The sequence below is a fragment of the Isoalcanivorax indicus genome, assembly GCF_003259185.1.
In the GTDB taxonomy this organism is placed as follows: Bacteria; Pseudomonadota; Gammaproteobacteria; order Pseudomonadales; family Alcanivoracaceae; genus Isoalcanivorax; species Isoalcanivorax indicus.
In genome coordinates this window covers 1,657,047-1,678,842 of the sequence record NZ_QGMP01000001.1, presented here as the reverse complement: position 1 = coordinate 1,678,842, position 21,796 = coordinate 1,657,047, and the positions used below count along the sequence as shown (strand labels likewise).

The 21,796-nt window shown below is 63.9% G+C and carries 16 protein-coding genes; 11 read left to right on the top strand and 5 right to left on the bottom strand.

Annotated features, from left to right (window positions below; all coding sequences use genetic code 11):
- Positions 1-33: 33 nt before the first annotated feature.
- Both DKW65_RS07640 and DKW65_RS07635 read right to left on the bottom strand, forming a co-directional pair.
- Positions 34-1,755, bottom strand: a complete 1,722-nt coding sequence (locus DKW65_RS07640; RefSeq protein ID WP_245932427.1) for a bifunctional protein-serine/threonine kinase/phosphatase — start codon at positions 1,753-1,755, stop codon at positions 34-36.
- On the bottom strand, positions 1,755-3,230 hold the full coding sequence (locus tag DKW65_RS07635; RefSeq protein WP_111657570.1) for a NarK family nitrate/nitrite MFS transporter: 1,476 nt from the start codon (positions 3,228-3,230) through the stop codon (positions 1,755-1,757). The genes DKW65_RS07640 and DKW65_RS07635 overlap by 1 nt, the downstream gene beginning before the upstream one ends.
- A gap of 606 nt (positions 3,231-3,836) precedes the next feature.
- Between DKW65_RS07635 and nirB the strand changes: the two genes are divergently transcribed.
- The 8 genes from nirB (at position 3,837) to DKW65_RS07595 (ending at position 15,076) form a co-directional block, all read left to right on the top strand.
- On the top strand, positions 3,837-6,377 hold the full coding sequence (gene nirB / locus DKW65_RS07630; protein WP_111656688.1) for a nitrite reductase large subunit NirB: 2,541 nt from the start codon (positions 3,837-3,839) through the stop codon (positions 6,375-6,377).
- A complete protein-coding gene (nirD, locus tag DKW65_RS07625) occupies positions 6,374-6,727 on the top strand; it encodes a nitrite reductase small subunit NirD (protein WP_111656687.1) in 354 nt (117 codons plus the stop codon). Before nirB ends, nirD begins: the two co-directional genes overlap by 4 nt.
- Complete coding sequence (locus tag DKW65_RS07620; RefSeq protein WP_111656686.1) at positions 6,728-7,942, top strand: NAD(P)/FAD-dependent oxidoreductase; 1,215 nt, start codon at positions 6,728-6,730, stop codon at positions 7,940-7,942. It abuts the gene before it with no gap.
- Complete coding sequence (locus DKW65_RS07615; protein ID WP_111656685.1) at positions 7,939-10,620, top strand: nitrate reductase; 2,682 nt, start codon at positions 7,939-7,941, stop codon at positions 10,618-10,620. The genes DKW65_RS07620 and DKW65_RS07615 overlap by 4 nt, the downstream gene beginning before the upstream one ends.
- Complete coding sequence (gene cobA / locus DKW65_RS07610) at positions 10,595-11,452, top strand: uroporphyrinogen-III C-methyltransferase (RefSeq protein ID WP_170124529.1); 858 nt, start codon at positions 10,595-10,597, stop codon at positions 11,450-11,452. Before DKW65_RS07615 ends, cobA begins: the two co-directional genes overlap by 26 nt.
- Before the next feature lie 147 nt (positions 11,453-11,599).
- A complete protein-coding gene (locus tag DKW65_RS07605; RefSeq protein ID WP_162925767.1) occupies positions 11,600-12,823 on the top strand; it encodes an alginate export family protein in 1,224 nt (407 codons plus the stop codon).
- Positions 12,824-12,903: 80 nt separating this feature from the next.
- Positions 12,904-14,484, top strand: a complete 1,581-nt coding sequence (locus DKW65_RS07600) for a GMC oxidoreductase (RefSeq protein WP_111656682.1) — start codon at positions 12,904-12,906, stop codon at positions 14,482-14,484.
- A 13-nt stretch (positions 14,485-14,497) separates the two neighbouring features.
- Positions 14,498-15,076 carry a hypothetical protein gene (locus DKW65_RS07595; RefSeq protein WP_111656681.1) on the top strand — a complete coding sequence of 193 codons (579 nt, stop codon included), beginning with the start codon at positions 14,498-14,500 and terminating at the stop codon, positions 15,074-15,076.
- Here the strand turns inward: DKW65_RS07595 and DKW65_RS07590 are convergent.
- On the bottom strand, positions 15,051-16,103 hold the full coding sequence (locus tag DKW65_RS07590) for a DUF2914 domain-containing protein (RefSeq protein WP_162925766.1): 1,053 nt from the start codon (positions 16,101-16,103) through the stop codon (positions 15,051-15,053). The two genes, DKW65_RS07595 and DKW65_RS07590, sit on opposite strands and share 26 nt — an antisense overlap.
- Positions 16,104-16,192: 89 nt before the next feature.
- On the opposite strand from DKW65_RS07590, the gene DKW65_RS07585 reads away from it, so the two are divergent.
- Complete coding sequence (locus DKW65_RS07585) at positions 16,193-17,260, top strand: AI-2E family transporter (RefSeq protein ID WP_162925765.1); 1,068 nt, start codon at positions 16,193-16,195, stop codon at positions 17,258-17,260.
- Here the strand turns inward: DKW65_RS07585 and DKW65_RS07580 are convergent.
- Positions 17,257-17,832: a YecA/YgfB family protein gene (locus DKW65_RS07580; protein ID WP_111656678.1), complete on the bottom strand. Its 576-nt coding sequence runs from the start codon at positions 17,830-17,832 to the stop codon at positions 17,257-17,259. The genes DKW65_RS07585 and DKW65_RS07580 overlap by 4 nt on opposite strands.
- Before the next feature lie 101 nt (positions 17,833-17,933).
- The gene (locus tag DKW65_RS07575; protein ID WP_245932426.1) at positions 17,934-19,073 is read right to left on the bottom strand and encodes a GGDEF domain-containing protein; all 1,140 of its coding nucleotides are present in this window, start codon (positions 19,071-19,073) and stop codon (positions 17,934-17,936) included.
- Between the two features lie 187 nt (positions 19,074-19,260).
- On the opposite strand from DKW65_RS07575, the gene DKW65_RS07570 reads away from it, so the two are divergent.
- Complete coding sequence (locus tag DKW65_RS07570; protein ID WP_111656676.1) at positions 19,261-20,361, top strand: acyl-CoA dehydrogenase family protein; 1,101 nt, start codon at positions 19,261-19,263, stop codon at positions 20,359-20,361.
- A gap of 16 nt (positions 20,362-20,377) precedes the next feature.
- Positions 20,378-21,583: an acyl-CoA dehydrogenase family protein gene (locus DKW65_RS07565; RefSeq protein ID WP_111656675.1), complete on the top strand. Its 1,206-nt coding sequence runs from the start codon at positions 20,378-20,380 to the stop codon at positions 21,581-21,583.
- The last annotated feature ends 213 nt before the right edge of the window (positions 21,584-21,796 follow it).

The following is a 21,796-nucleotide window of genomic DNA, read 5'->3' as shown; positions in this document are numbered from 1 at the left end:
AAAAATGAGCGAGGACGACGCCGCATGCCAGGGTCACACATGCAAGGCGAGGCTGAGCAGCAGCAACAGCAGCAGGACCACGGTGCTGGCCTGCCAGGCGCGCAAGGTGTTGCGTTGCTGCGAAGTGATGACCGCCGGATGATGGGCCGGGCTGCGCAGTGCTGCCCGGAATTCGGCGGCATCGGCATAGGGGATGGCATCCGGGTGCAGGGCACGTTGCAGTGCCTGGTTGAGCCACATGGGCACAAAGGCATTGTGTTGCTGCAGGCGCAGGGCGGGTTTGTCCGGGTCGGGCAGGGTGCCGGTAAGCATTTCGTGGATAATCACGGCGGCGGCATACAAGTCTGCGCGTTCATCGGGTGCAGCGCCGGCGCTGACATGACGTGCGGTGTAGTGTCGTGTTCCCAGCGGCAGTGGTGGTGGCGGCTGATCCAGGCCGCGACAATAGCAGCTGCCGAAGTCGATCAGTTTCACCAGCCCGTGGCGGTCGACCATGATGTTGTCCGGTTTCAGGTCGCCATGAATGACATCGGCGCGGTGCAGGGCACGCAGGCCATTGAGCAGTTGATCGGCGAGGTAGAGCTTTTCTTCCACCGCTGCATCGGGGTGTTCGCGCAGCCACTGCCGCAAGGTGACGCCGTCGATGTATTCGAGTCGCTGATAGAGGCAACTCTGCGGGCCCTCCGGTGGCAGCGGCCGGAGCAAATGTGCGCTACGCAGACGTGCTCCGATCCAGCCCTCCAGGGCAAAGCGGGTGAGTGCCTCCGGTTCGTCTTCCAGATTGATCGACGGCGCCTTGAGGGCGCTGAGCTGCCCTTCACCGTCGCGCACCAGATAAAGATGACTGCGCGCACTGGCGTAGAGTTCATGCACGACGGTCAGGTTGTCAATGCGCATGCCTGGTGCCAGGGGGGGCGGCAGGGGCAGCTCGCGCAGGCTGGCCAGAGCGTCGTCCGCGCTCGCATCCGGCAGGCTGATCACTTCGAGCACCTGGCAGCTGACGTTGTCGCGGCTGCCATTATTCAGGGCAAAACGCACCAGGTTGTCGGCCGCCACTTGCGGGTTTTCCGAGCCGAGCAGGGTGTCCTCGATCACGGGCCAGGGCAGGGCATCATGGACGCCATCGCTGGTCAGCAGAAAAATGTCACCCTGTTGCAGATCGCAATGCCGGTAATCGACATCCAGCCGCGTGTCCCCGCCCATGGCGCGGGTCAGCAGGCGCCGGCCACCGGCCTGACGGCTATGGTCCTCGGTCAGGCATTCCAGCTGTCGCCCGCGCAGCCGCCAGATACGTGAATCGCCCACCTGGAACAGGTGCGCCAGTCGCGAGCGAAGAATCAGCACCGACAGGGTGCACAGGTGATCTTCACCGGCGAGCGTGCGGCGGCATAGCCAGCGGTTAAGCGCTTCCAGCACGCGCTGGGCCGAGCGCGGCACACTCCAGAGTGACGGGGTGGCGTAGTAGTCATTGATAAAACCGAGCACGCAGGCCTCCGCCGCCTCACGACCGGCCTCGGCGGAGCTGAGGCCGTCGGCCAGCGCCGCCACAAGACCCTTGGTGCGCAGCGGTTCGCCCGCCGGCAAGCGCACCGCCACAGCATCCTGATTATGCGGTTTTACGCCGCACTCGCTGCACTGGCCCACGCGCACACGCAAGCTGCTGGTGGCCGCGTCTTGCGTGGCGCCCTGGGGTGTGCCGGGTGGTGAGCCTTGTGGCACGTCCAGGGTATCCGCCATGTCCGGCATACTCGTCATCAGCTTACCTCGATCAACTGGACCTGACCGTTCTCATCCACTTCGGCAATATGCCCGCGGGGTTCGTCAAGCCACTGTACCGCCGCCAGGGTCACGGCAGCGCAACCGGCGATCACCAGGAAGAAGACCGACGGATCAACAAACGTCAGTACGGTCAGGAAGCACACCGCCCCGGCATTGCCATAAGCACCGACCATGCCAGAGATCTGTCCGGTCAGACGGCGTTTGATCAGGGGCACGGTGGCAAACACGGCGCCTTCGCCGGCCTGCACGAAGAACGAGCAACACATGGTCGCCATGACGGCCAGCACCAGAGGCCAGGTGCTACCGATCTGGCTCATCAGGCCATAGCCGAGCATCAGGCCGCAGAGCAGGATGCTGAGGGAGCGTTTGCGGCCAAAGCGGTCAGACAGCCAGCCGCCCCCCGGACGGGCCACCAGGTTCATGAAGGCAAAGCCTGAGGCCAGGACCCCGGCCAACACCGCACTCAGTGCGAAGGTGTCGATGAAGAACAACGGCAGCATGGAGACCACGGCCAGTTCTGAGCCGAAGGTCACCATATAGGCAAGATCAAGAATGGCGACCTGACGGAAGCGGTAGCGGTCGTGTTGTGGCACGCCTTCGCGCAGGCGTGCGTGATTCACGCGCCAGATTTGCCAGAGCTGCACGATGGCCAGACTCACGATGATGGCCACCAGCGCGAGTTGCGCGTTCAGGCCGTAAAGGCCCAACTGGCCCGGGCCCAGTCGCCAGACGATGACCAGCAGCGCACTGTACAGGGGCACGCACATGGCCATATAGAAGTAGAGATCGCGACGGCTGCTGACTTCCAGGGCCGAGGCCTTCTTGGGGCGGAAATAGGAAGCGCCGGCCGGGGTATTACGCGCGCGCCAGAGAAAGATGACCCCGTAGATGCAGGACAACAGCCCGGTGCTGGCAATGGCCCAGCGCCAGCCGTTTTCGCCGCCGAACAGCATCGCAAGGGTTGGCAACGTCATGGCGGCGGCGGCGGAACCGAAATTGCCCCAGCCGCCGTAGACGCCTTCTGCCAGGCCCACTTCGCGGGCCGGAAACCATTCACTGATCAGGCGGATACCGACCACGAATCCAGCGCCGACAAACCCGAGCAGCAGACGGGTCACGGCAAGCTGTTCGTAGGTCGTGGACAGCGCAAACGCCCAGCAGGGCAACGCGGCGATGATCAGCAGCCCGCCGAACACACGCCGGGGACCAAAGCGATCCACCAGTGAACCGATCACCACCCGCGCGGGGATCGTCAGGGCCACATTAAGAATAAGGAGGGCCTTGACCTGATCGCTGGTCAGATCGAACACCTCGCGGATTTCGCCCATCAGCGGGGCATGGGAGAACCACACCACAAAGCTGACAAAGAACGCCATCCAGCTCAGGTGCAGCAGACGGATGCGGGGTTCGGACAGTTTCAGCAGATTGAGTCGCGCGTGCTGTGTAGCCATGAAGTCTCCGTACTCGCGGATATCGAGGACCGGGCCACCCGTCTGGGCACGCTGCATGGAAGGGCACCGGCCACAGACCTGCCCGGCAGGCAATAAAGGCCGGGTGGGTGGGCGCCGTTGCCCGTTGAATCGTTGCGCGCGGCACCATTGCTGCGCGCTGTCCATAACGATGCACGATGTATGCCACATATCCGTGCACGGCATATTCCGTGGCCGCAAGGTGGATTCCGGCGGTGGCATGGGGGGCGCCACGGTGGCGGCGTGCCTTCTTGTGGTGCGCGGTGCACAAGCGTGAAGCAGGCAGACGACGCAGGTGCCGCGCCGTGTACCCGATCAGCGGCGCTCCGGTGGGCGGGCAGAGCGCGCCAGGGCTGCGCTGTGAAGGCGTTTGCCGGGTCCCGGGTGATCCGCAGCAGCAAGCTGGCATAACTCTTGCTCTTTCCCTGGTGTATGCCGCGCCCGGCTCAATGGCGAGCCGCGCGGGGCGCAGAACAGATCACGACGAAATTGCGAGCAAAGGCGCTCACGGCCCGGTCACCTCCGGGCGGTGGGTGCCTTTTTTTTGTGCCTTGTGAAAGGCCGGACAGGTGAAGGAGCGGTGTGTTCATGAGCAAACCGGAACTGGTGGTTATCGGCAACGGTATGGTGGGACAGAGCCTGCTGGAGGCGCTGGCCGCCCGCGAGCATGGCTACAACATCACGGTGTTCTGTGAAGAGCCCCGCCCGGCGTACGACCGGGTGCAGTTGAGCAGCTGGTTCAGTGGGGCGACCACCGAGGACCTGGCGTTGACCACGCTGGCGTTCTTTGATGAGCACGGCATGACGTTGCGGCTGGGGGAGCGCGCAGAGCGGATCGAGCGTGATACCAAAGTGGTGGTCAGCAGCAACGGCGAGCGCGTGCCTTATGACAAGCTGGTGCTGGCCACTGGCTCTTACCCCTTCGTGCCACCGATTCCCGGGAACGATCAGCCGCACTGTCTGGTGTATCGCACGATCGAGGACCTGGAAGCCATTCGTGACAGCGCGTCGGTATCAAAAAGCGGCGTGGTGATCGGCGGGGGGCTGCTGGGTCTGGAAGCCGCCAAGGCGCTCAAGGATCTGGGTCTGGAGACCCATGTGGTGGAATTTGCGCCGCGCCTGATGGCGGTGCAGCTGGACGATGGCGGTGCCCGTTTGCTGCGCCGCAAGATCGAAGCGCTGGGCGTCAAGGTGCACACCAGCAAGGCGACACAACAGATCGTGGCCGGGGAGCAGTCCCGCTACCGGCTGGAATTTGCCGACGGTGAAACGCTGGATACCGACATGGTGCTGTTTTCTGCCGGTATCCGGCCAGCCGATGCACTGGCCCGCGAGGCCGGTCTGGAAACCGGCGAGCGGGGCGGTGTGGTGGTCGACAATGCCTGCCGCACCTCGGACCCGTCGATATTTGCCATTGGTGAGGTGGCGCTCTGGTCCGGGCGCATTTATGGCCTGGTGGCGCCGGGTTATGAAATGGCCCGTGTCTGCGCCGCGCATCTGAGCGGCGATACCGCGCGCGGTTTTGAAGGCGCGGACATGAGCACCAAACTCAAGCTGCTGGGCGTGGAAGTGGGGTCCATCGGTGATGCACACGGTATGGCGCCCGGTGCGACCAGCTGTGTCTTCGAGGATGGCCCGGCGGGTATCTACAAGAAGCTGGTGATCGACGAAAGCGGCAAGAAGCTGCTCGGTGCCGTACTGGTCGGCGATACCGCCGATTACGGCATGTTGCTGCAATACTGCCTCAACGATATGAAACTGCCGGATCAGGCCGCCTCGCTGATCCTGCCTGCGGGGGCCGATAAACCGGCGCTGGGCGTGGATGCACTGCCGGACACGGCGCAGATCTGTTCCTGCAATAATGTCAGCAAGGGCGATCTGTGTGGCGCCATCAGCGGCGGCTGCACCACGGTGGGCGCGCTGAAAAGCGAAACCAAAGCCGCCTCGACCTGTGGCGGTTGCGCAGCGCTGGTGAAGCAGGTGCTGGATGCCGAACTGATTCGCCAGGGTGTGGAGGTCAACAACCACATTTGTGAACATTTTGCCTACAGTCGGCAGGAGCTGTACCACCTGGTGCGGGTGCATGGCATTCGCACGTTCGACGACCTGCTGGGCCAGTTCGGACAGGGGCGCGGTTGCGACATCTGCAAGCCGGCGGTGGCCTCGATCCTGGCCTCCTGCTGGAACGAATTCCTGCTCAAGCCGGAGCATGTCGGCCTGCAGGACACCAATGACAACTTCCTCGCCAACCTGCAGAAGGATGGCACCTACTCGGTGGTACCGCGCGTGCCTGGCGGTGAAATCACACCGGAAAAGCTGATCGTGATCGGCGAGGTGGCGCAGAAGTATGACCTGTACACCAAGATTACCGGTGGTCAGCGCATCGATATGTTTGGCGCGCGCGTGGAGCAGCTGCCGCTGATCTGGGGTGAGTTGATTGAAGCCGGTTTTGAATCCGGGCATGCCTACGGTAAATCACTGCGCACCGTGAAATCCTGTGTCGGTAATACCTGGTGTCGTTATGGCGTACAGGATTCCGTGGCCATGGCGATCTTTGTGGAACAGCGTTATCGCGGGCTGCGTTCGCCGCACAAGCTGAAGATGGCGGTGTCCGGTTGCACCCGTGAGTGTGCCGAAGCGCAGAGCAAGGATGTCGGCGTGATCGCCACCGAGAAAGGCTGGAACCTGTATCTGTGCGGCAATGGCGGCATGCGCCCGCGCCATGCGGAGCTGTTTGCCAGCGACCTGGATGACCAGACCCTGATCCGCTATATCGATCGTTTCCTGATGTTCTATATCCGCACGGCGGATCGCTTGCAACGGACCTCCGTGTGGCGCGACAACCTGGAGGGCGGCCTGGAATACCTGCAGGACGTCATCATCAATGACTCGCTCGGCATCGCCGGAGAGCTGGAAGCGCAGATGCAGTCGGTGGTCGATACCTATGTTTGCGAATGGAAACGCACCATCGAAGACGCCGAGGCCGTGAAGCGCTTCAACGCGTTCGTCAACGACGACACACCGGACGAACATATCGTCTATGTGCGCGAACGGGGTCAGAAACGTCCTGCGCGACCGGAAGAAAAACAACGGTTGCGTGTCACCGAGGAAAAGGGAGAGCCGGCATGAACGTCAAGGCCAATGTAGTGGGCTGGGAAGACATCTGCGGGACGGCCGATGTGGTGCGTGGCACCGGCGTGGCCGCGCGCGTGAATGGCATGCAGGTGGCGCTGTTTCATACCGATGATGGCTTCTTTGCTGTCGGCAACCATGATCCGTTCAGTGACGCCAATGTGCTGGCACGGGGCATAGTCGGGGATATCGGTGGCAAGCTGGTGGTGGCCTCGCCGGTGTACAAGCAGCATTTTTGCCTGCACACCGGCATCTGCCTGGAAGACATGACGGTGTCGGTGCCGGTGTGGCCCGTAACGGTACGCGACGGTCGCATCCTGATCGCCGCACAGCCTGCGGCGGCCTGAATGTCGATGAAAGCCCCCCTCGTCATTATTGGCAACGGCATGGCGGCGACGCGTTTGCTGGAAGAGCTGCTGGCCCTCGCACCGGAGCGCTATGCGATTACTGTGGTCAGCGCTGAAGCGGCTCCGGGTTACAACCGTGTGTTGCTGTCGCCGGTGCTCAGCGGTGAGCAGAACGAGGCGTCGGTGGTGACTCACGACACGGACTGGTACCGGCGGCACGATATCCGACTGATTGCCGGCGATCCCGCCGTGCGTATCGAACGCCGTCGCCGTCAGGTGGTCACCGCCAGTGGCGAGGTACTGCCTTATCAACGTCTGGTGCTGGCGACGGGTTCGCGCCCCCGGCGTCTTGCCTGCGACGGCAGTGAGCTCGACGGCATCATGACCTTCCGCGACCTTCGGGACACGCGCGCCCTGATCCAGGCCAGCCGCGAAGTGCGCGCTGCCGTCGTCATTGGTGGCGGCTTCCTGGGTATCGAGGCTGCCGAGGGGCTGCGCCAGCGCGGTGTTGCCGTGACGCTGGTGCACTCCGGACCGGGTTTGCTCAACCGGCAACTGGATGCCGAAGCCAGCGAACTGCTGGCACGGGATCTGACCCGCCGTGGTCTGCAGCTGTGCCTCAATGCGCGCACCCGCGCCTTTATCGGGCGCCGCGAGGACAACCGCGTGCGCGCGGTGGCGCTGATGGACGGGCAGACCTTGCCAGCGGACCTCGTGGTGCAGGCCATCGGTATTCGCCCGGACATATCGCTGGCCGAAGACGCCGGGCTGGCCTGCCGACACGGCGTGCTGACCGACGACACCCTGCAAACCTATGACCCGACGATCTATGCCGTGGGGGAGTGTGTCGAGCATCGCCACCGGACCTTCGGCCTGGTGGCGCCGCTTTACGAACAGGCGCGGGTCTGCGCCGCGCATCTGGCAGAAATGGGCCATCGCCGCTACGCCTGGCGTGACACGGCCACACGGCTGAAAGTCAGCGGCGTTTCGCTGTTTTCCGCTGGTGAGCGGGAAGGGGATGCCACCCTGTACTGGCGTGATCCCGTCTCCGGCCATTATCGACGCCTGTGGCTTGACGGTAACCGTCTGGCGGGCGTCGTGCTGTATGGCGACACCAGCGCCGGTGCCTGGTACGGAAAACATATCGGTGAAGATATTTCTCCCTGGCGTGACACGCTGTTGTTTGCAGAACGACTTCCGGAGGTGGCGGCATGAGCGCGACAGACAACGTCTGCACAACCTGCCCCTATTGCGGCGTCGGTTGCGGCGTCACCATGCAACGCCAGGACGATGGCTGGCAGGCGCAGGGCACCGGCAGTCATCCTGCCAATCTCGGTCGCCTGTGCGTCAAGGGCAGTGCCCTGGGTGAAACGGTCGGCTTGCGTGAGCGGCTGCTGTATCCCGAGATCAACGGCTGCCGGGTGGACTGGGACCAGGCGCTGGACACCATCGCCGTGCGGATGCGCGAGGCGATAGAGACGCATGGTCCGGAAGCGGTCGGTTTTTACGTGTCCGGTCAGTTGCTGACCGAAGACTATTATGTGGCCAACAAGCTGATGAAGGGCTTTATCGGCGCCGCCAACATCGACACCAATTCGCGCCTGTGCATGTCCAGCGCGGTGGCCGCGCACAAGAAGACGCTGGGTGCGGATGCCGTGCCGGGCAGCTATCGTGATCTGGAACTGGCGGATCTGGTGATACTGGTCGGCAGCAACATGGCATGGACGCACCCGGTGGTGTATCAGCGCATTGTCGCCGCGCGCGAGGCGCGTCCGGACATGAAAGTGGTGGTGATCGATCCGCGTGCGACCGCCACTTGCGATCTGGCCGATCTGCATCTGCCGTTACAGGCCGGGGCAGACGGCTATCTGTTTGCCGGGCTGCTGGCCTGGCTGGCGCGCGAGAAAGCGCTGGACCACGATTACATCAATGCGCACACCGTTCAGTTCGACGACACCCTGGCGGCGGCCGAAGCCGCCTGCCCGGATCTTGCGTCGGTGGCCGCGGCGTGCGCCCTGTCAGAAGCAGAACTGGAAAAGTTCTATCAATGGTTCCGCGATTGCCCGCGTACCGTGACGGTGTTTTCCCAGGGCATCAATCAGTCGGATACCGGCGTCGACAAGGCCAGTGCCATCATCAACTGCCATCTGGCGACCGGCCGTATCGGGCACCCCGGGGCCACGCCGTTCTCCATCACCGGCCAGCCCAACGCCATGGGGGGGCGCGAAGTCGGCGGCCTGGCAAATATGCTGGCCGCGCACATGGGGTTTGAGCCGGCATCGCGCGATCGCGTGGCCCGCTTCTGGGGAACGGAACGGCTGGCACGCTCGCCGGGTTTCAAGGCGGTGGACCTGTTCCGCGCGGTGGGCGAGGGGCGCATCAAGGTCATCTGGATCATGGCCACCAACCCGGTAGTGTCCATGCCGGAAGCGGATCTGGTGCGTGCCGCCCTGGCCCAGTGTCCTACGGTGATCGTGTCTGATTGCGTGTCGGACACCGACACACTGCGCATGGCGCATATCCGTCTGCCCGCCGCGGGCTGGGGCGAAAAAGACGGCACCGTGACCAACTCCGAACGGCGTATTTCCCGCCAGCGTGCGTTCCTGCCCTTGCCGGGCGAAGCGCGTCCGGACTGGTGGATCATGACGCAGGTGGCGCAGCGCATGGGTTACGGGCACGCCTTCGACTATGAAAAGCCGGCCACCATTTTCCGTGAGCATGCCGCCTTGTCCGGTTTCGAGAACCAGGGCGAACGTGCCTTCGATATCGGTGCGCTGGCGCAGATCAGCGACGCCGATTACGAACACCTTTTACCTGTCCAGTGGCCGGTCAGTCTCCTTGGTCCGGGTGATCACGGTGCTGTGGGCACCGAGCGCCTTTTTGCTGACGGCCACTTTTTTTATTCCGACGGGCGCGCCCGTTTCGCACCCGTCACACCACGCTTGCCGCAGGCGGCGGTCAGTCGCGACTGGCCATTGCTGCTCAACAGCGGCCGGTTGCGCGACCAGTGGCACACCATGACGCGTACGGCCCGCGCTGCACGCCTGCTCAGCCATACCAGCGAGCCCTTTGTTGCGGTGCACCCGGATGACCTGGCCGACGCGGGGCTGCGCGACGGTGATCTGGTGTATGTGCAGAGCCCGCAGTCACGGTGTGTGGTCACGGCGCGCGCCAGCGACGACCAGCAGCGCGGCCACGTATTCATGCCGATTCACTGGAACGACTGTTTTGCCAGTGCTGCGCGGGTGGATGCCCTGGTGGCGGCGATTTGCGATGCTGAATCCGGCCAGCCCGCATTCAAGCAGACCCCGGTGCAGCTGCTGGCCTATGCGCCGTCGTGGCAGGCACTGATTGTGACCCGGGGCGAGATCAACGTGCCGGACAGCCAGCACTACTGGTGCCGTATTCCGGGCGAGCGGGTAACGCGTTTGCGTTGCGCCGGTACGCGCCCGGTGGACACCCAGTGGTTGCGCGCGCGCTGCCCGGACATCGAGCAGTTTGCGGTAATGGCCGACGAGGCGATGGGCCATTACCGGCTGGTGGGTTATCGCGATGGCAAGCCGGCCTGCGTGGCGGTGCTGGCGCCGAGCCTGCCGGATCTCGATGAAGACTGGCTGACCCGTGCCCTGGAGGCGGGCGACAGTGACGTGATGCAGTTGCTGTCCGGTGTGCCGGGCGGGCGCCGCGACAACAGCCCGATGGTATGCAGTTGCCATCAGGTGCGGCAGGCACGTATCGAAGAAGCCATTCAAGGCGGTTGCACCGATGTGGCCGCCATCAGCGCCTGCACCCAGGCTGGCAGCGGCTGCGGTTCCTGTATACCGGAACTGCGCGCCTTGCTGGTCGCCACCGAGAAGGAAGAGAGCCATGCACCTGTTCGCGCCGTGGGTTGATGTGCTGCAAGGCAGCGGTGACAAGCTGACGCAGTGGTGGCAGTCGCGCCGTGCCACCGCTCAAGGCGGCTGCGGTGAAGTGTTTCTGGTGGGCGCGGGGCCGGGAGACCCGGAACTGATCACGGTGCGGGGCATGCGCCTGCTGCAACAGGCCGATGTGGTGATTTACGACCGTCTGGTGGCACCCGCGTTGCTGGATTATTGCCCGCGTGGCACGCGCAAGTTGTATGTCGGCAAGCAGTGTGGTCGCCACAGTGTGCCGCAGCAGGATATCAATGCGCTGCTGGTCCGCGAGGCAAAAGCCGGGCGTATCGTGGTACGACTGAAGGGCGGCGACCCGTTTATCTTCGGGCGTGGCGGTGAAGAAATGGCCGAGCTGCGCGAGGCCGGGGTGCGCGTCTCCGTTGTGCCGGGCATTACGGCGGCGGCAGGATGCGCGGCGAGCACGGGGATTCCATTGACGCACCGTGATCATGCGGCCAGCGTTTGCCTGGTTACCGCGCATCGGCGTGATGGCGCCCCCGCGCTGGACTGGGCCGCGCTGGCCGCAGACCCGCATCGCACCCTGGTGTGCTACATGGGGCTGTCGGAGCTGGCTGAAATCAGCCAGCAACTGACGCGCCATGGTCTGCCACCAGAAACACCGGTGGCCCTGGTCAGCGAAGGCACCACAGCGCGCCAGCGGGCACTGCGTTGCACGCTGGCCAGTATGGCCGATGCGGCCGCGCAGGCGCAGTTACCGTCGCCGTGTCTGGTCATGATCGGCGATGTGGTCACCCTGGCGGATCCTGAGCGGGTGAAGCACCGCCTGGAGGCTACGGCCGACGTTTGAGAGGCAACAGGTACGGCGCTACCGGCCAGGGCAAAGCGCCCGCGTTGAGATAGCGTCGGCCGTTACAGCCGGCACGGCGGACCCCGTGCAGGCTGTTTTTTGGGACAGGCATCGTCATCCACCTGAACAGGAATTACGGAGATGTCCATGTCGCGTCATTATCGGCTTGCAGCCATGGTGCTGTGTTGTGTCAGTCTGACCGGGGTTCGCGGCGTCAATGCCGTCGAAGCGGATTCACTGGTTGAGGCACTGACGGAGGGAAACGTGTCCCTCGGCGTACGTTATCGGTTCGAACAGGTGCGCCAACCCGACCTGCTTGATCGGGATGCCAACGCCAACAGTGTGCGTACCCGCCTTACCTATGCCAGCGGTGACTGGTCCGGCCTGCGCCTGCGCGTGGAAATGGATCATGTCGGCTATCTGACCGAGCAGCGTTTCAACAATACCCGCAACGGCAACACCGATTTTCCCGTAGTGGCTGACCCGAAAGGGGCGGATCTGAACCAGTTGGCCCTGGATTATCAGGCCAGCGATGTTCTGGCGTTTACCCTGGGACGCCAGCGTATCAATCTGGATAACCAGCGTTTTGTTGGCGGTGTGGGCTGGCGTCAGAACGAGCAGACGTTCGACGCGGTGAGCAGTACCGCGACGCTGCCCGGCGGGGTGACACTGCGCTATGCGTGGATCGATCAGGTGCGGCGCATCTTTGGCCCGGAGCAGGGCACTCCGCCCGCTGCTCTGGAGAGCGACAGCCACCTGCTGAACCTGGCGGGCACGCTGGGGCCGGTCAAGCTGGTGGGCTTTGCCTACGCGCTCGACTTCGACAATGCGCCCGGCCTCTCCAGCCTGACCACCGGCCTGGAAATGTCCGGTGACGCACACCTTGGTGACTGGCGCTTTCCGCTGGCGCTGGCCTACGCGCGTCAGCGGGATCATGGCGATAACCCGACGGATTTTGCCGCCGATTATCTGCGCGCCGAGGCAGGGGTGCGCCAGGCGGGTTATACGCTGACGCTGGGTTACGAGCAGCTTGGTGCTGACCGTGATGCGGGCGTGGCGGTACAGACGCCGCTGGCCACCCTGCACGCCTTCCAGGGGTTTACCGATCTGTTCCTGGCCACACCTGCCGATGGCTTGCGTGATACCTGGGTGCGGGCCGGGATGCCGGTGGGTCCGGTGGCGTTGACGGTAACCGCGCACCGTTTCGAGGCGGATACGGGCGGCGCGGACTACGGTCGTGAGCTGAACCTTTCGGCGGGTTGGCAGGCGCGTCCGTGGCTGCACCTGCTGGTCAAGGCGGCGGAGTACGACGCGCGAGATTTCGCGACCGATACCCGCAAGCTGTGGGCGCAGGCCACGCTCTCATTCTGAGAAATCAGTCACAAAAAAGCGTGACACGCCCCCGTTCTTGAGGCACAACAGGGAGGAACATTGGGGAGCGGGGGCGTGCGATGGAACATATCGACACACTGATCATCGGCAGTGGGTTTGGCGGCGCCGTGATGGCCTTGCGGTTGGCGGAAAAAGGCCGCCGCGTGGTGGTACTGGAGCGCGGTCGGCGCTGGGCGGTCAAGGACTACCCGAGTGTCAGCGGTCGCAACTGGTTCTGGGATGAACGCCGTCCGGAGCGGCGTAACGGCTGGATCGACTTTCGCCGGTTCGGTGACATGAGCGTGGTCGCTGGGGCCGGGGTCGGTGGTGGGTCGCTGATCTACGCGAACATCAGCATCGCGGCGCGCCCGGATACCTTTGACCAGGGCTGGCCGGAAGCGGTGACCTGGAACGCCATGGCTCCGCACTTTGCCACGACCGGCGATATGCTGGCGGTGGCGCCTTTGCCTGCCCACCAGTTCACGGCGCGCACGCGTCTGATGCGGGATGCCGCCGAAGCCATCGGTGCGGGGGACCGATTCCACGTGCTGCCTCAGGCGGTGACTTTTGACAGCGCCTGGCATTACGGGCTGGAGCGCCCCTTTGATCTGGCCCATTCCCGGCGCTGGGTCAATCCGCATGGTCGTGAGCAGGGGACCTGCGTGCATTGCGGCAATTGTGATATCGGTTGCCCGGTGCAAGCGAAGAACACGCTGGACCTGAATTATCTGGCCTGTGCCGAGCAGCACGGCGCCGATATCCGGCCGTTGCATCATGTGCGCTGTATTCGCCCGCATGAGCACGGTGGCTATGTCGTTTATGCGCGCGACCTCGATGCCGGCCTTGATCTGGCGTTGCGGGCGGATCGTGTGGTGTTGTCTGCGGGCAGTGTCGGCTCGACGGAACTGCTGTTGCGATGCCGGGACCAGTACCGCACCTTGCCGAATCTGAGCCAGCAGTTGGGGCAGGGCTGGCTGTCCAATGGCGACTTTCTGACGCCCGCGTTCTATCCGGGCCGGGACCTGTCACCCTCGCAAGGGCCGACCATTTCAGCGGCCATCGATTTTCTTGACGGCAGCCGCAGTGGCGAGCGCTTTCTGGTGGAGGATGGCGGTTTTCCCGATGTGCTGGCGAACCTGTTGCGACGCCGCAAGCGCGCCCTGACGGGTCGCGTGCCGCTGGAGCGTAATCTGCTGGCGCGGGTGCTGCGTGGCATGATCGACCGGCGCGACCCGTTGTCGTCGATGATGCTGTGGTTCGGTCAGGCGGTGGATGAGCCGGGCGGAACCCTGTCGCTGGGGCGCCGCTGGTACGCCCCCTGGCGACGGGACCACCTGCGTCTGAAATGGGATTATCGCGCTGCCGAGAAGGCCGTCGAGGCACTGGTGGACACGCATGTGCAGCTGACAGAGGCCACGGGGGGGCGTTCGTCGGTGCCGCCCACCTGGCGCTGGTTCCGGAACCTGGTGACCCCACATCCTTTGGGCGGTTGCAGGATGGCCGATTCGGCCGCCCAGGGGGTGGTGGATTATCGCGGTGAGGTCTTCGGCCATCCCAACCTGTTCGTCATGGACGGTGCGGTCGTGCCGGTGGCACTGGGACTCAATCCCTCGCGCACCATCGCGGCACTGGCAGAGTTTGCCGCTTCACACATTGATTAGTATTCTTCGGACCATGACTGACGACATTCGCTATCACATCGTATTTGAGGGCCAGCTGGTGGCCGGTGCCGCCCGTGAGGCGGTGGAGGCCAACCTGGGCAAACTGTTTCGCATGCCGCCGGAAAAGGTGGCAGCGCTGTTTTCCGGCAAGCGTGTGATCCTGAAGCGCGATGCAGACCAGGCGACGGCGATGAAATTCCGCGCGGCGCTGAAGCAGGCTGGTGCCCAGTGCCAACTGGTGCCGGTTGGCGAGGAAAGTCCGGTGACAGAACCGGCGCCCACCGCCGCCTCGGCCCCGGCGGCCCCTGAGGCGTCGGCTTCGGCTTCCACGTCGGCCATGACCATGCCCGCAGAGCGGGCCGGTGACCGCGAAATGGTCGGCACTATTCGCACCGGCGGTGCCGGTTTCAGCGGACCCTTCGATGTGGCGCCGGTGGGCGCCGACATGGCCGAAGGGCAGAGCGGGGTTGCCGCCGAGGTCCCGGACATCAGTCACTTGTCCATGGCGCCAGCGGGCGCTGATCTGGAAGAACTGAAGCCGAAACAGGCGCCGGTTAACCCGGATATCAGTCACCTGTCCCTGTCAGACTGACCTGCCCACCGCGCAGATACTGCATGTGCCGCATCGGGCAGTGCAGTGTCAGCGTATGGCTCTGTGCCGTGCGGTGGTCCAGCAGGATGAACCGATAGCCACCGGGTGTGTCCTGCCGATCGACCCAGGCCAGGCTGTCATTGACGTGCGCCGGCCAGTCGCTGGCAAAAGCGGACGGGTCGGCGCAAAGGGCACCGCCAGCCAGCCCGCGATTAAGGGTGATGTCCCAGGCGGCCAGCCAGTAGAGGTAGTCCTGCGACAGGGCCCTGGCGCGCGCGTCTGCCAGGGCAAGCAACGCCTCCCGGCTCGCCTGTTCTTCCTCACTCATATCGGTCTGGCCCGCCAGCGACAGCAGGCGGGCGCGGGCGGTGTGCAATCTGTCGTGCTCGATTTCCCGGCGTGCGCTGGCCAGCACCAGGGTGATGCGCCGTGCTCTGGAAATCTCGTCCCGGTTCACGCCTCGCGCTTCGGCGTCATCCAGCAGCATGCGCAAGCCAATGACGTCGTTGTCCGCCAGCAGGGCCTGCATGGCGGCCTGGTCCAGGCGCTCGGCCCGAGTCGTGTGCGCCCGCTGTGTGGCCGGGGCGGGGGTATCAGGTGTGCTGGCCCGGGCAGGGGGCTGTGCAGCGGGTTGTGAGGGGGCGGGCGCCCCGGCCAGCGACCAGCTGCCCAGGTCGCATCCATGCCCGGTGCGGACACTGACCTGCCAATGACCCTGGGCCGAGGGCACCCGATGGCTCGACCAGGTGCGCCAGCGGTCAGCGCCGATACGCAGGCGCACTTCGGTATCGGTGTCGCCGTGTTGCCATTGATGAATCAGCGTCTCACCCCGGCCACCGCGCACGTCGGTAAAGAAGTACAGGGTGCGGGCCTCCGATGGCACCTGCGCCAGAAGGTCTCCGGGTTCACGGGCCTGCATGGCCGAGGTGAACCCCGCGCGATCCACCTCAGGGCATTCCTCGGCAGCCAGCAACGGCGTTGCCAGCGCCAGGGCAACAAGCAGCGAGAGACGTGAAATCGTTTGCATGGTCAGGGTGTCCGGTACAGGTGCTGGCAACGTATGATAGGCCTCGGCCGCGTCGGCACAATGCAGGTCTTGTAAACGGGTGAAATGATATGTCGGATGTAAGGGCCTCCTGGCCATGGATTGGAATGCTGGCTGCCCTGGTGGTCGTGGTGGCCGGCATGCGCGCATCGTCCAGCCTGCTGGAGCCTTTCCTGCTCGCGGTTTTCCTGAGCATTGTCTGCGCCCCTGGCGTGGCCTGGTTACGACGTCATCACGTCCCTGAAGCGTTGGCGGTCCTGCTGGTGATGATCGGCCTGATTGTGGTCATGATCGGTGCCGCGACCGGGCTGGGCGCCTCCATCAACGGTTTTGTGCGCGAACTGCCGAAGTACGAAGAGGCCCTCAACGAACGTCTTGCCGGGGTCTTGGAATGGCTGGGTGGCGTTGGCGTGCATCTTGATACGGGTATTTTGAAGGACCAGCTGGATGCCGGCACCCTGATGAATATGGCCGGCAAGGTGGCGGGGCACTTCGGCTCGGCACTGGGCAATCTGATGCTGGTCTTGCTGACGGTGGCCTTCATCCTGCTGGAAGCGGCGCGTTTCCCCTCCAAGCTGAAGGCGGCACTGGGCGATGAAGGCCCCGGCATGTCGGTGTTCCAGAAGTTTGCCAGCGGCGTCAACCAGTATCTGGCGATCAAATCGATGGTCAGCCTGGCCACCGGTATTCTTGTCACGCTGTGGATGTGGATGCTGGATGTGGATTACCCGGTGTTGTGGGGGGCGCTCGCCTTCCTGTTCAACTACATTCCGAATATCGGTTCTTTCCTGGCGGCCATTCCGGCCTGCCTGCTGGCCTATGTGCTGCACGGATTCGGTGTCGCGGCCATCGCCGTGGCCGGTTTTGTGGCCATTAATACCGGCATGGGCAATCTGCTTGAGCCACGTCTGATGGGCAGGAGTCTGGGCTTGTCGACCCTGGTGGTGTTCGTGTCCCTGGTATTCTGGGGCTGGGTGCTGGGGCCCGTGGGAATGGTGCTTTCGGTGCCCCTGACGATGATTCTGCGGATTGCTCTGGAGAGCCGCGAGGAAACGCGCTGGCTGGCTGTGCTGCTGGGACCGGAAGTGCAGCACAACCCGGAGGTCAGTGACGACGCAGAGGAACAGCGAAGCGATTAATCTTCGTCGCTGCCCTCGTCGCCCTGGTCCGGTGCGTCCGGCGCATTGAAGAACAGGAACAGTTCTTCAAGCAGTTCCGGCAGTGCCATCGCCATGCCACGGACCACCTTGGTGTCCTGCCACAGGGCATCCAGATCCGGATCATCATCATCGAAACCGCTGATCAGTACGAAGGGCAGCAGCAGATTGGCGGCGCGCTCTTCGTCCTGCGCATACCAGGCGTCTTCCTGCAGCAGCACCCCGGTCATGAAACCGGCGCACCAGCCGCCCAGATCGTTGCCGTTGTCGTCCTCGCTGTAGGGGTCAAGGCGGCACGGCAACTGGATGCGATCGCCTGCGCCCAGTTGGGTGGCCACACGCTGCTGTAACGCGTGCAGCGCGGCAACGGTGTCGTCGTCCACCGGGCCGGCATCACCGAGCACCATCTGTTGCCAGCCTTCCGGGTGGCCGGGGCCAGCGGAAACGGCGCACAGCAAACCGTGGATTTCCGTCCAGCTCATGGCATCTTCGCCATAACGTTCGATAAGGGCATCAATGCGTGCGCGCAGGCCGGGATTGTCGGTAAGTTCCATGACGGGACCCTGTTAGGTGGGTGATTCAGAGGCGAAGGCGTGTGCTGGAGAGTGTAGGGATGCGTCCCGCAAGTATCCAGCGGTTTAGGACCGAACCGGTTCTACGCCTCGACCAGACGGTTGCGGCCGGTTTCCTTGGCGCGATACAAGGCGTCGTCGGCGCGCTGGAAGAGTGAATCGACGGTGTCGCCGGGGCGCCAGGAGGCCAGGCCTGCGGAGAGCGTAACACTGAAGCCCGGGCGCCCACCGAAGTGCAGCACCGACAGCGCTGAACGCAGTCGCTCCAGCACATGGCGGATATCCTCTGCCGACCCATCGGTAAACAGAATCACGAACTCCTCCCCGCCATAGCGCGCCAGCAGATCCGCACGTCGCAGCGTGCTGCGCGCCGTTTCAGCAAACCGCACCAGCACCTGGTCACCGGCCTGATGCCCCCAGTTGTCATTGATCTGCTTGAAGTGATCCAGATCGATCAGCGCCAGATGCAGAGGCGAGTGGCGGCGATCGGCGCGCGCCAGTTCTTCTTCGATGCGTTCCATGAAATGCCGACGATTGAACAGCCCGGTCAGGCTGTCGCGAATGGCGACTTCTTCCAGCTGTGCCATGGTGTCGTGCAACTGCTGATTGACCTTCTCCAGATGACGCTGCTGTGCCTGCAGGGAACTGCGTTGCTCGCGATTGCGCTGCTGCAGGTTGTGGATATGCCCGCCGACATAGACGAACCAGGCCAGGCCCATGCTGAGAATGCCGAAATGACCGATGGACAGGCTGATGATCTTCGATTCCGGCGCATCCAGGTATTCCCAGACCTCCAGCGCCGTGAAGCAGCCGAGCACGAACAGGGCCATGAGGATCATCCGGTGTCGCGACAGCGCGAACACGCCGAAGGTCATGGCCATGAAATAGATCGCCATGATGGCGCCGCGCAGTTCCCGTGAAAAATGCAGCAGGGCAGTGATCAGGATGATGCCGATCATCATCTGCGGTATCGTCAGGCTCGGATCACCAAAGCGTTCGCCCCACTGTTCCGACGCACCGGAGGCGAGCAGCAGAAAGATGACAACATTGGCGGCGAGGGTGCTGCCGAACAACCACCAGTGTGGGGTGTAGGGTTCGAAATAACCGATTTCGATGCCCAGCAGCACACCACCCCATACCAGCAGATAGGAGTAGATCGCCATCCGCTGGCGCCGCAAGCGCAGGGTGCGACGGTGATCATGTGCATGGTGTTGATGCGGCACGGATGGCTCCCCCGGAGATCAACCGTGCCCTGGCCAGAGCCGCACGGTTGACGCTGTTCTCAGCCGATATCATGACACAGGTCACGTTTTTGTACATGACTTGCCGGTTCTGGTTGCCTGTGTCACGATGTGGACCGATTTCAAACAAGCGTTTAATTGGCTAATTTGCCGTACAGGAGTCGTGGTCATGAGTCAGGACCTGCCGTTTGATCTGTCGCTCTCGGAAGAGCAGCGCATTACCCGGGAAAGCATGCGCCGCTACGCCGAGCGCCAACTGCGCGCCATCGCCCGCGACGCGGACGAAGCGGGCGCCGCCCCCGAGGGCTTCTACGCCGCCACCATGGAACTCGGGCTTGGCCTGATGCCGATACCGGAAGCCCATGGCGGCGCGGGCATGCCGCGCTCGCCGATGTCCAACGTGCTCAATGCCGAAGACCTCGCCCACGGCGATATCTCCCTGGCCCTGGGTACCCTGGCGCCACTGTCTTTCATCAATGCAGTGCTGGACTTCGGCAACGAGGCCCAGCACGAAGCCTTCCTGCCGCGCCTGGCCCAGGAGCACTTCGTGCCCGCCACCGTGGCGCTGACCGAAGGCCGCGCTACCTTCGACCCGACGCAACTGGCCACCAAAGCCCGCCAGGACGGCGACAGCTACGTCATCAACGGCGAAAAGCGCCTGGTTATCCTCGGCGCCAGCGCCGAACTGCTGCTGGTGGTGGCTGACCTGGAAGGCGAGGGCCCCGCCGCCTTTGTGGTAGAGCAGGGCACTGACGGCCTGAGCGCCGAAGCACAGGACTACATGGGCCTGCGTGCCGTCGAGACCGCCACCGTCACCCTGGACGGCGTGCGCGTGCCCGCCAGCCACCGCCTGGCGGCCTTTGATCTGGAACGCCTGGTCGACCTGGGCCGTATCGGCAGTGCGGCGCTGGCCGTGGGCTGCTGCCAGGCCGTGCTCGACTACTGCATCCCTTACGTCAAGGAGCGCAAGGCGTTTGGCGAACCGATTGCCTGGCGCCAGTCCGTGGCCTTCATGATTTCCGATATGGCGATCGAGCTGGAAGGCATGCGCCTGCTGGTCTGGCGCGCCGCCAGCCGCGCCGAACAGGGCCTGCCGTTCCATCGCGAAGCCCATCTGGCCAAGACCTATGCCGCCGAGAAAGCCATGCAGATCGGCACCAACGGCGTCCAGCTCTTTGGCGGCGCCGGTTTCGTGCGCGATTACCCCCTGGAAATGTGGTACCGGAACCTGCGCGCCGTGGCGCTGCTCGACGCCGCCACGCTGGTCTGATACGGAGTAGACAGTCATGATCAATCTCGAACTGCCTCAGAAACTGCTTAACATCCAGAAGATGTCGCACCAGCTGGCCAGTGGCGTCTTCCGCCCGATTTCTCGCAAGTACGACCGTATCGAGCACTGCGACACCCCGGAAGAGCTGAAGCCGGTGGCGCAGATGATGGCCTCGATCCGCCCCGCACGCGGCGGCAAGAAAGAAGCGCCATCGGCCGATGCGGGTACCGTGAACGGCGCCAACCTGTCCGGCATCGTCGGCGGCGAGGAGCTGTGCTGGGGCGACGTCGGCCTGCTGCTGTCGATTCCCGGCTCCGGCCTGGGTAATGCCGCCATCAACGCGGTCGGTACCCCGGAACAGAAAGAAAAGTTCGGCAAGCTCTACTGCGCCATGGCCATCACCGAGCCCGGCGCCGGTTCCGATTCCGCCGCCATTTCCACCACGGCACGCCTTGAGGGTGATGAGTGGGTCCTCAACGGCGAGAAGATCTACTGCACCGCTGGCCAGCGTGGCGACGCCATTGTGGTCTGGGCGACCCTGGACAAGAGCAAGGGCAAGGCCGCTATCAAGTCATTTATCGTGCCCCAGGGCGCGCCGGGCCTGACCCTGGTCCGCGTCGAGGACAAGATGGGCCTGCGTATCTCCGATACCGCCGCGCTGTCGTTCGACAACTGCCGTATTCCGAAGGAAAACATCCTCGGATCGCCGGAGATCGCGGACACCGAAGAAGCGCGCAAGAAGGCCTTCGGCGGGGTGATGCAAACGTTCGACAACACCCGCCCGGCGGTGGCTGCCATGGCGCTGGGTGTGGCCCGTGCTGCGCTGGAGATAACTCGTGAAATCCTTGAAAAAGAAGGGGTTAAGGCGGATTACTCGAAATCACTTTATAACAGCACTGCCATCGAAGCCGAGCTCTACCGCATGGAAGCCGACCTGGAAGCGGCGCGCCTGATGACTTACAAGGCGGCGTGGATGGCGGACAACGGCCAGCCTAACTCCAAGGAGGCGTCGATGTGCAAGGCCAAGGCCGGGCGCATGGGCAACTACGTGACGCTGAAGTGCGTGGAGCTGTGTGGCGAGATGGGCTACAGCGAGCAACTGCTGCTGGAGAAACTGGCGCGTGACTCCAAGATCATCGACATCTTCGAGGGGACGCAGCAGATCCAGCAACTGATTGTTGCCCGTAACTTGCTTGGGTTGTCTTCGCGCGAGCTCAAGTAATCGTCCTTGGTTGGGCCATTCTGTTCAGTTGTGGTGGTTATGGCCCTCGGGGGGCGGGTAAAGGGTTTCTGGACACGCCGTGAACCCATCCCTGGGGGCTCTCGTTCGGCATCCATGCCTCTCGAAGGTCCAGAAACCCTTTACCCGCCCCCCGAGGGCCGTCACGCGCAACCCGATCTTCAAGCCGGCAGACGGCCGATGGTTTTGTTCCTC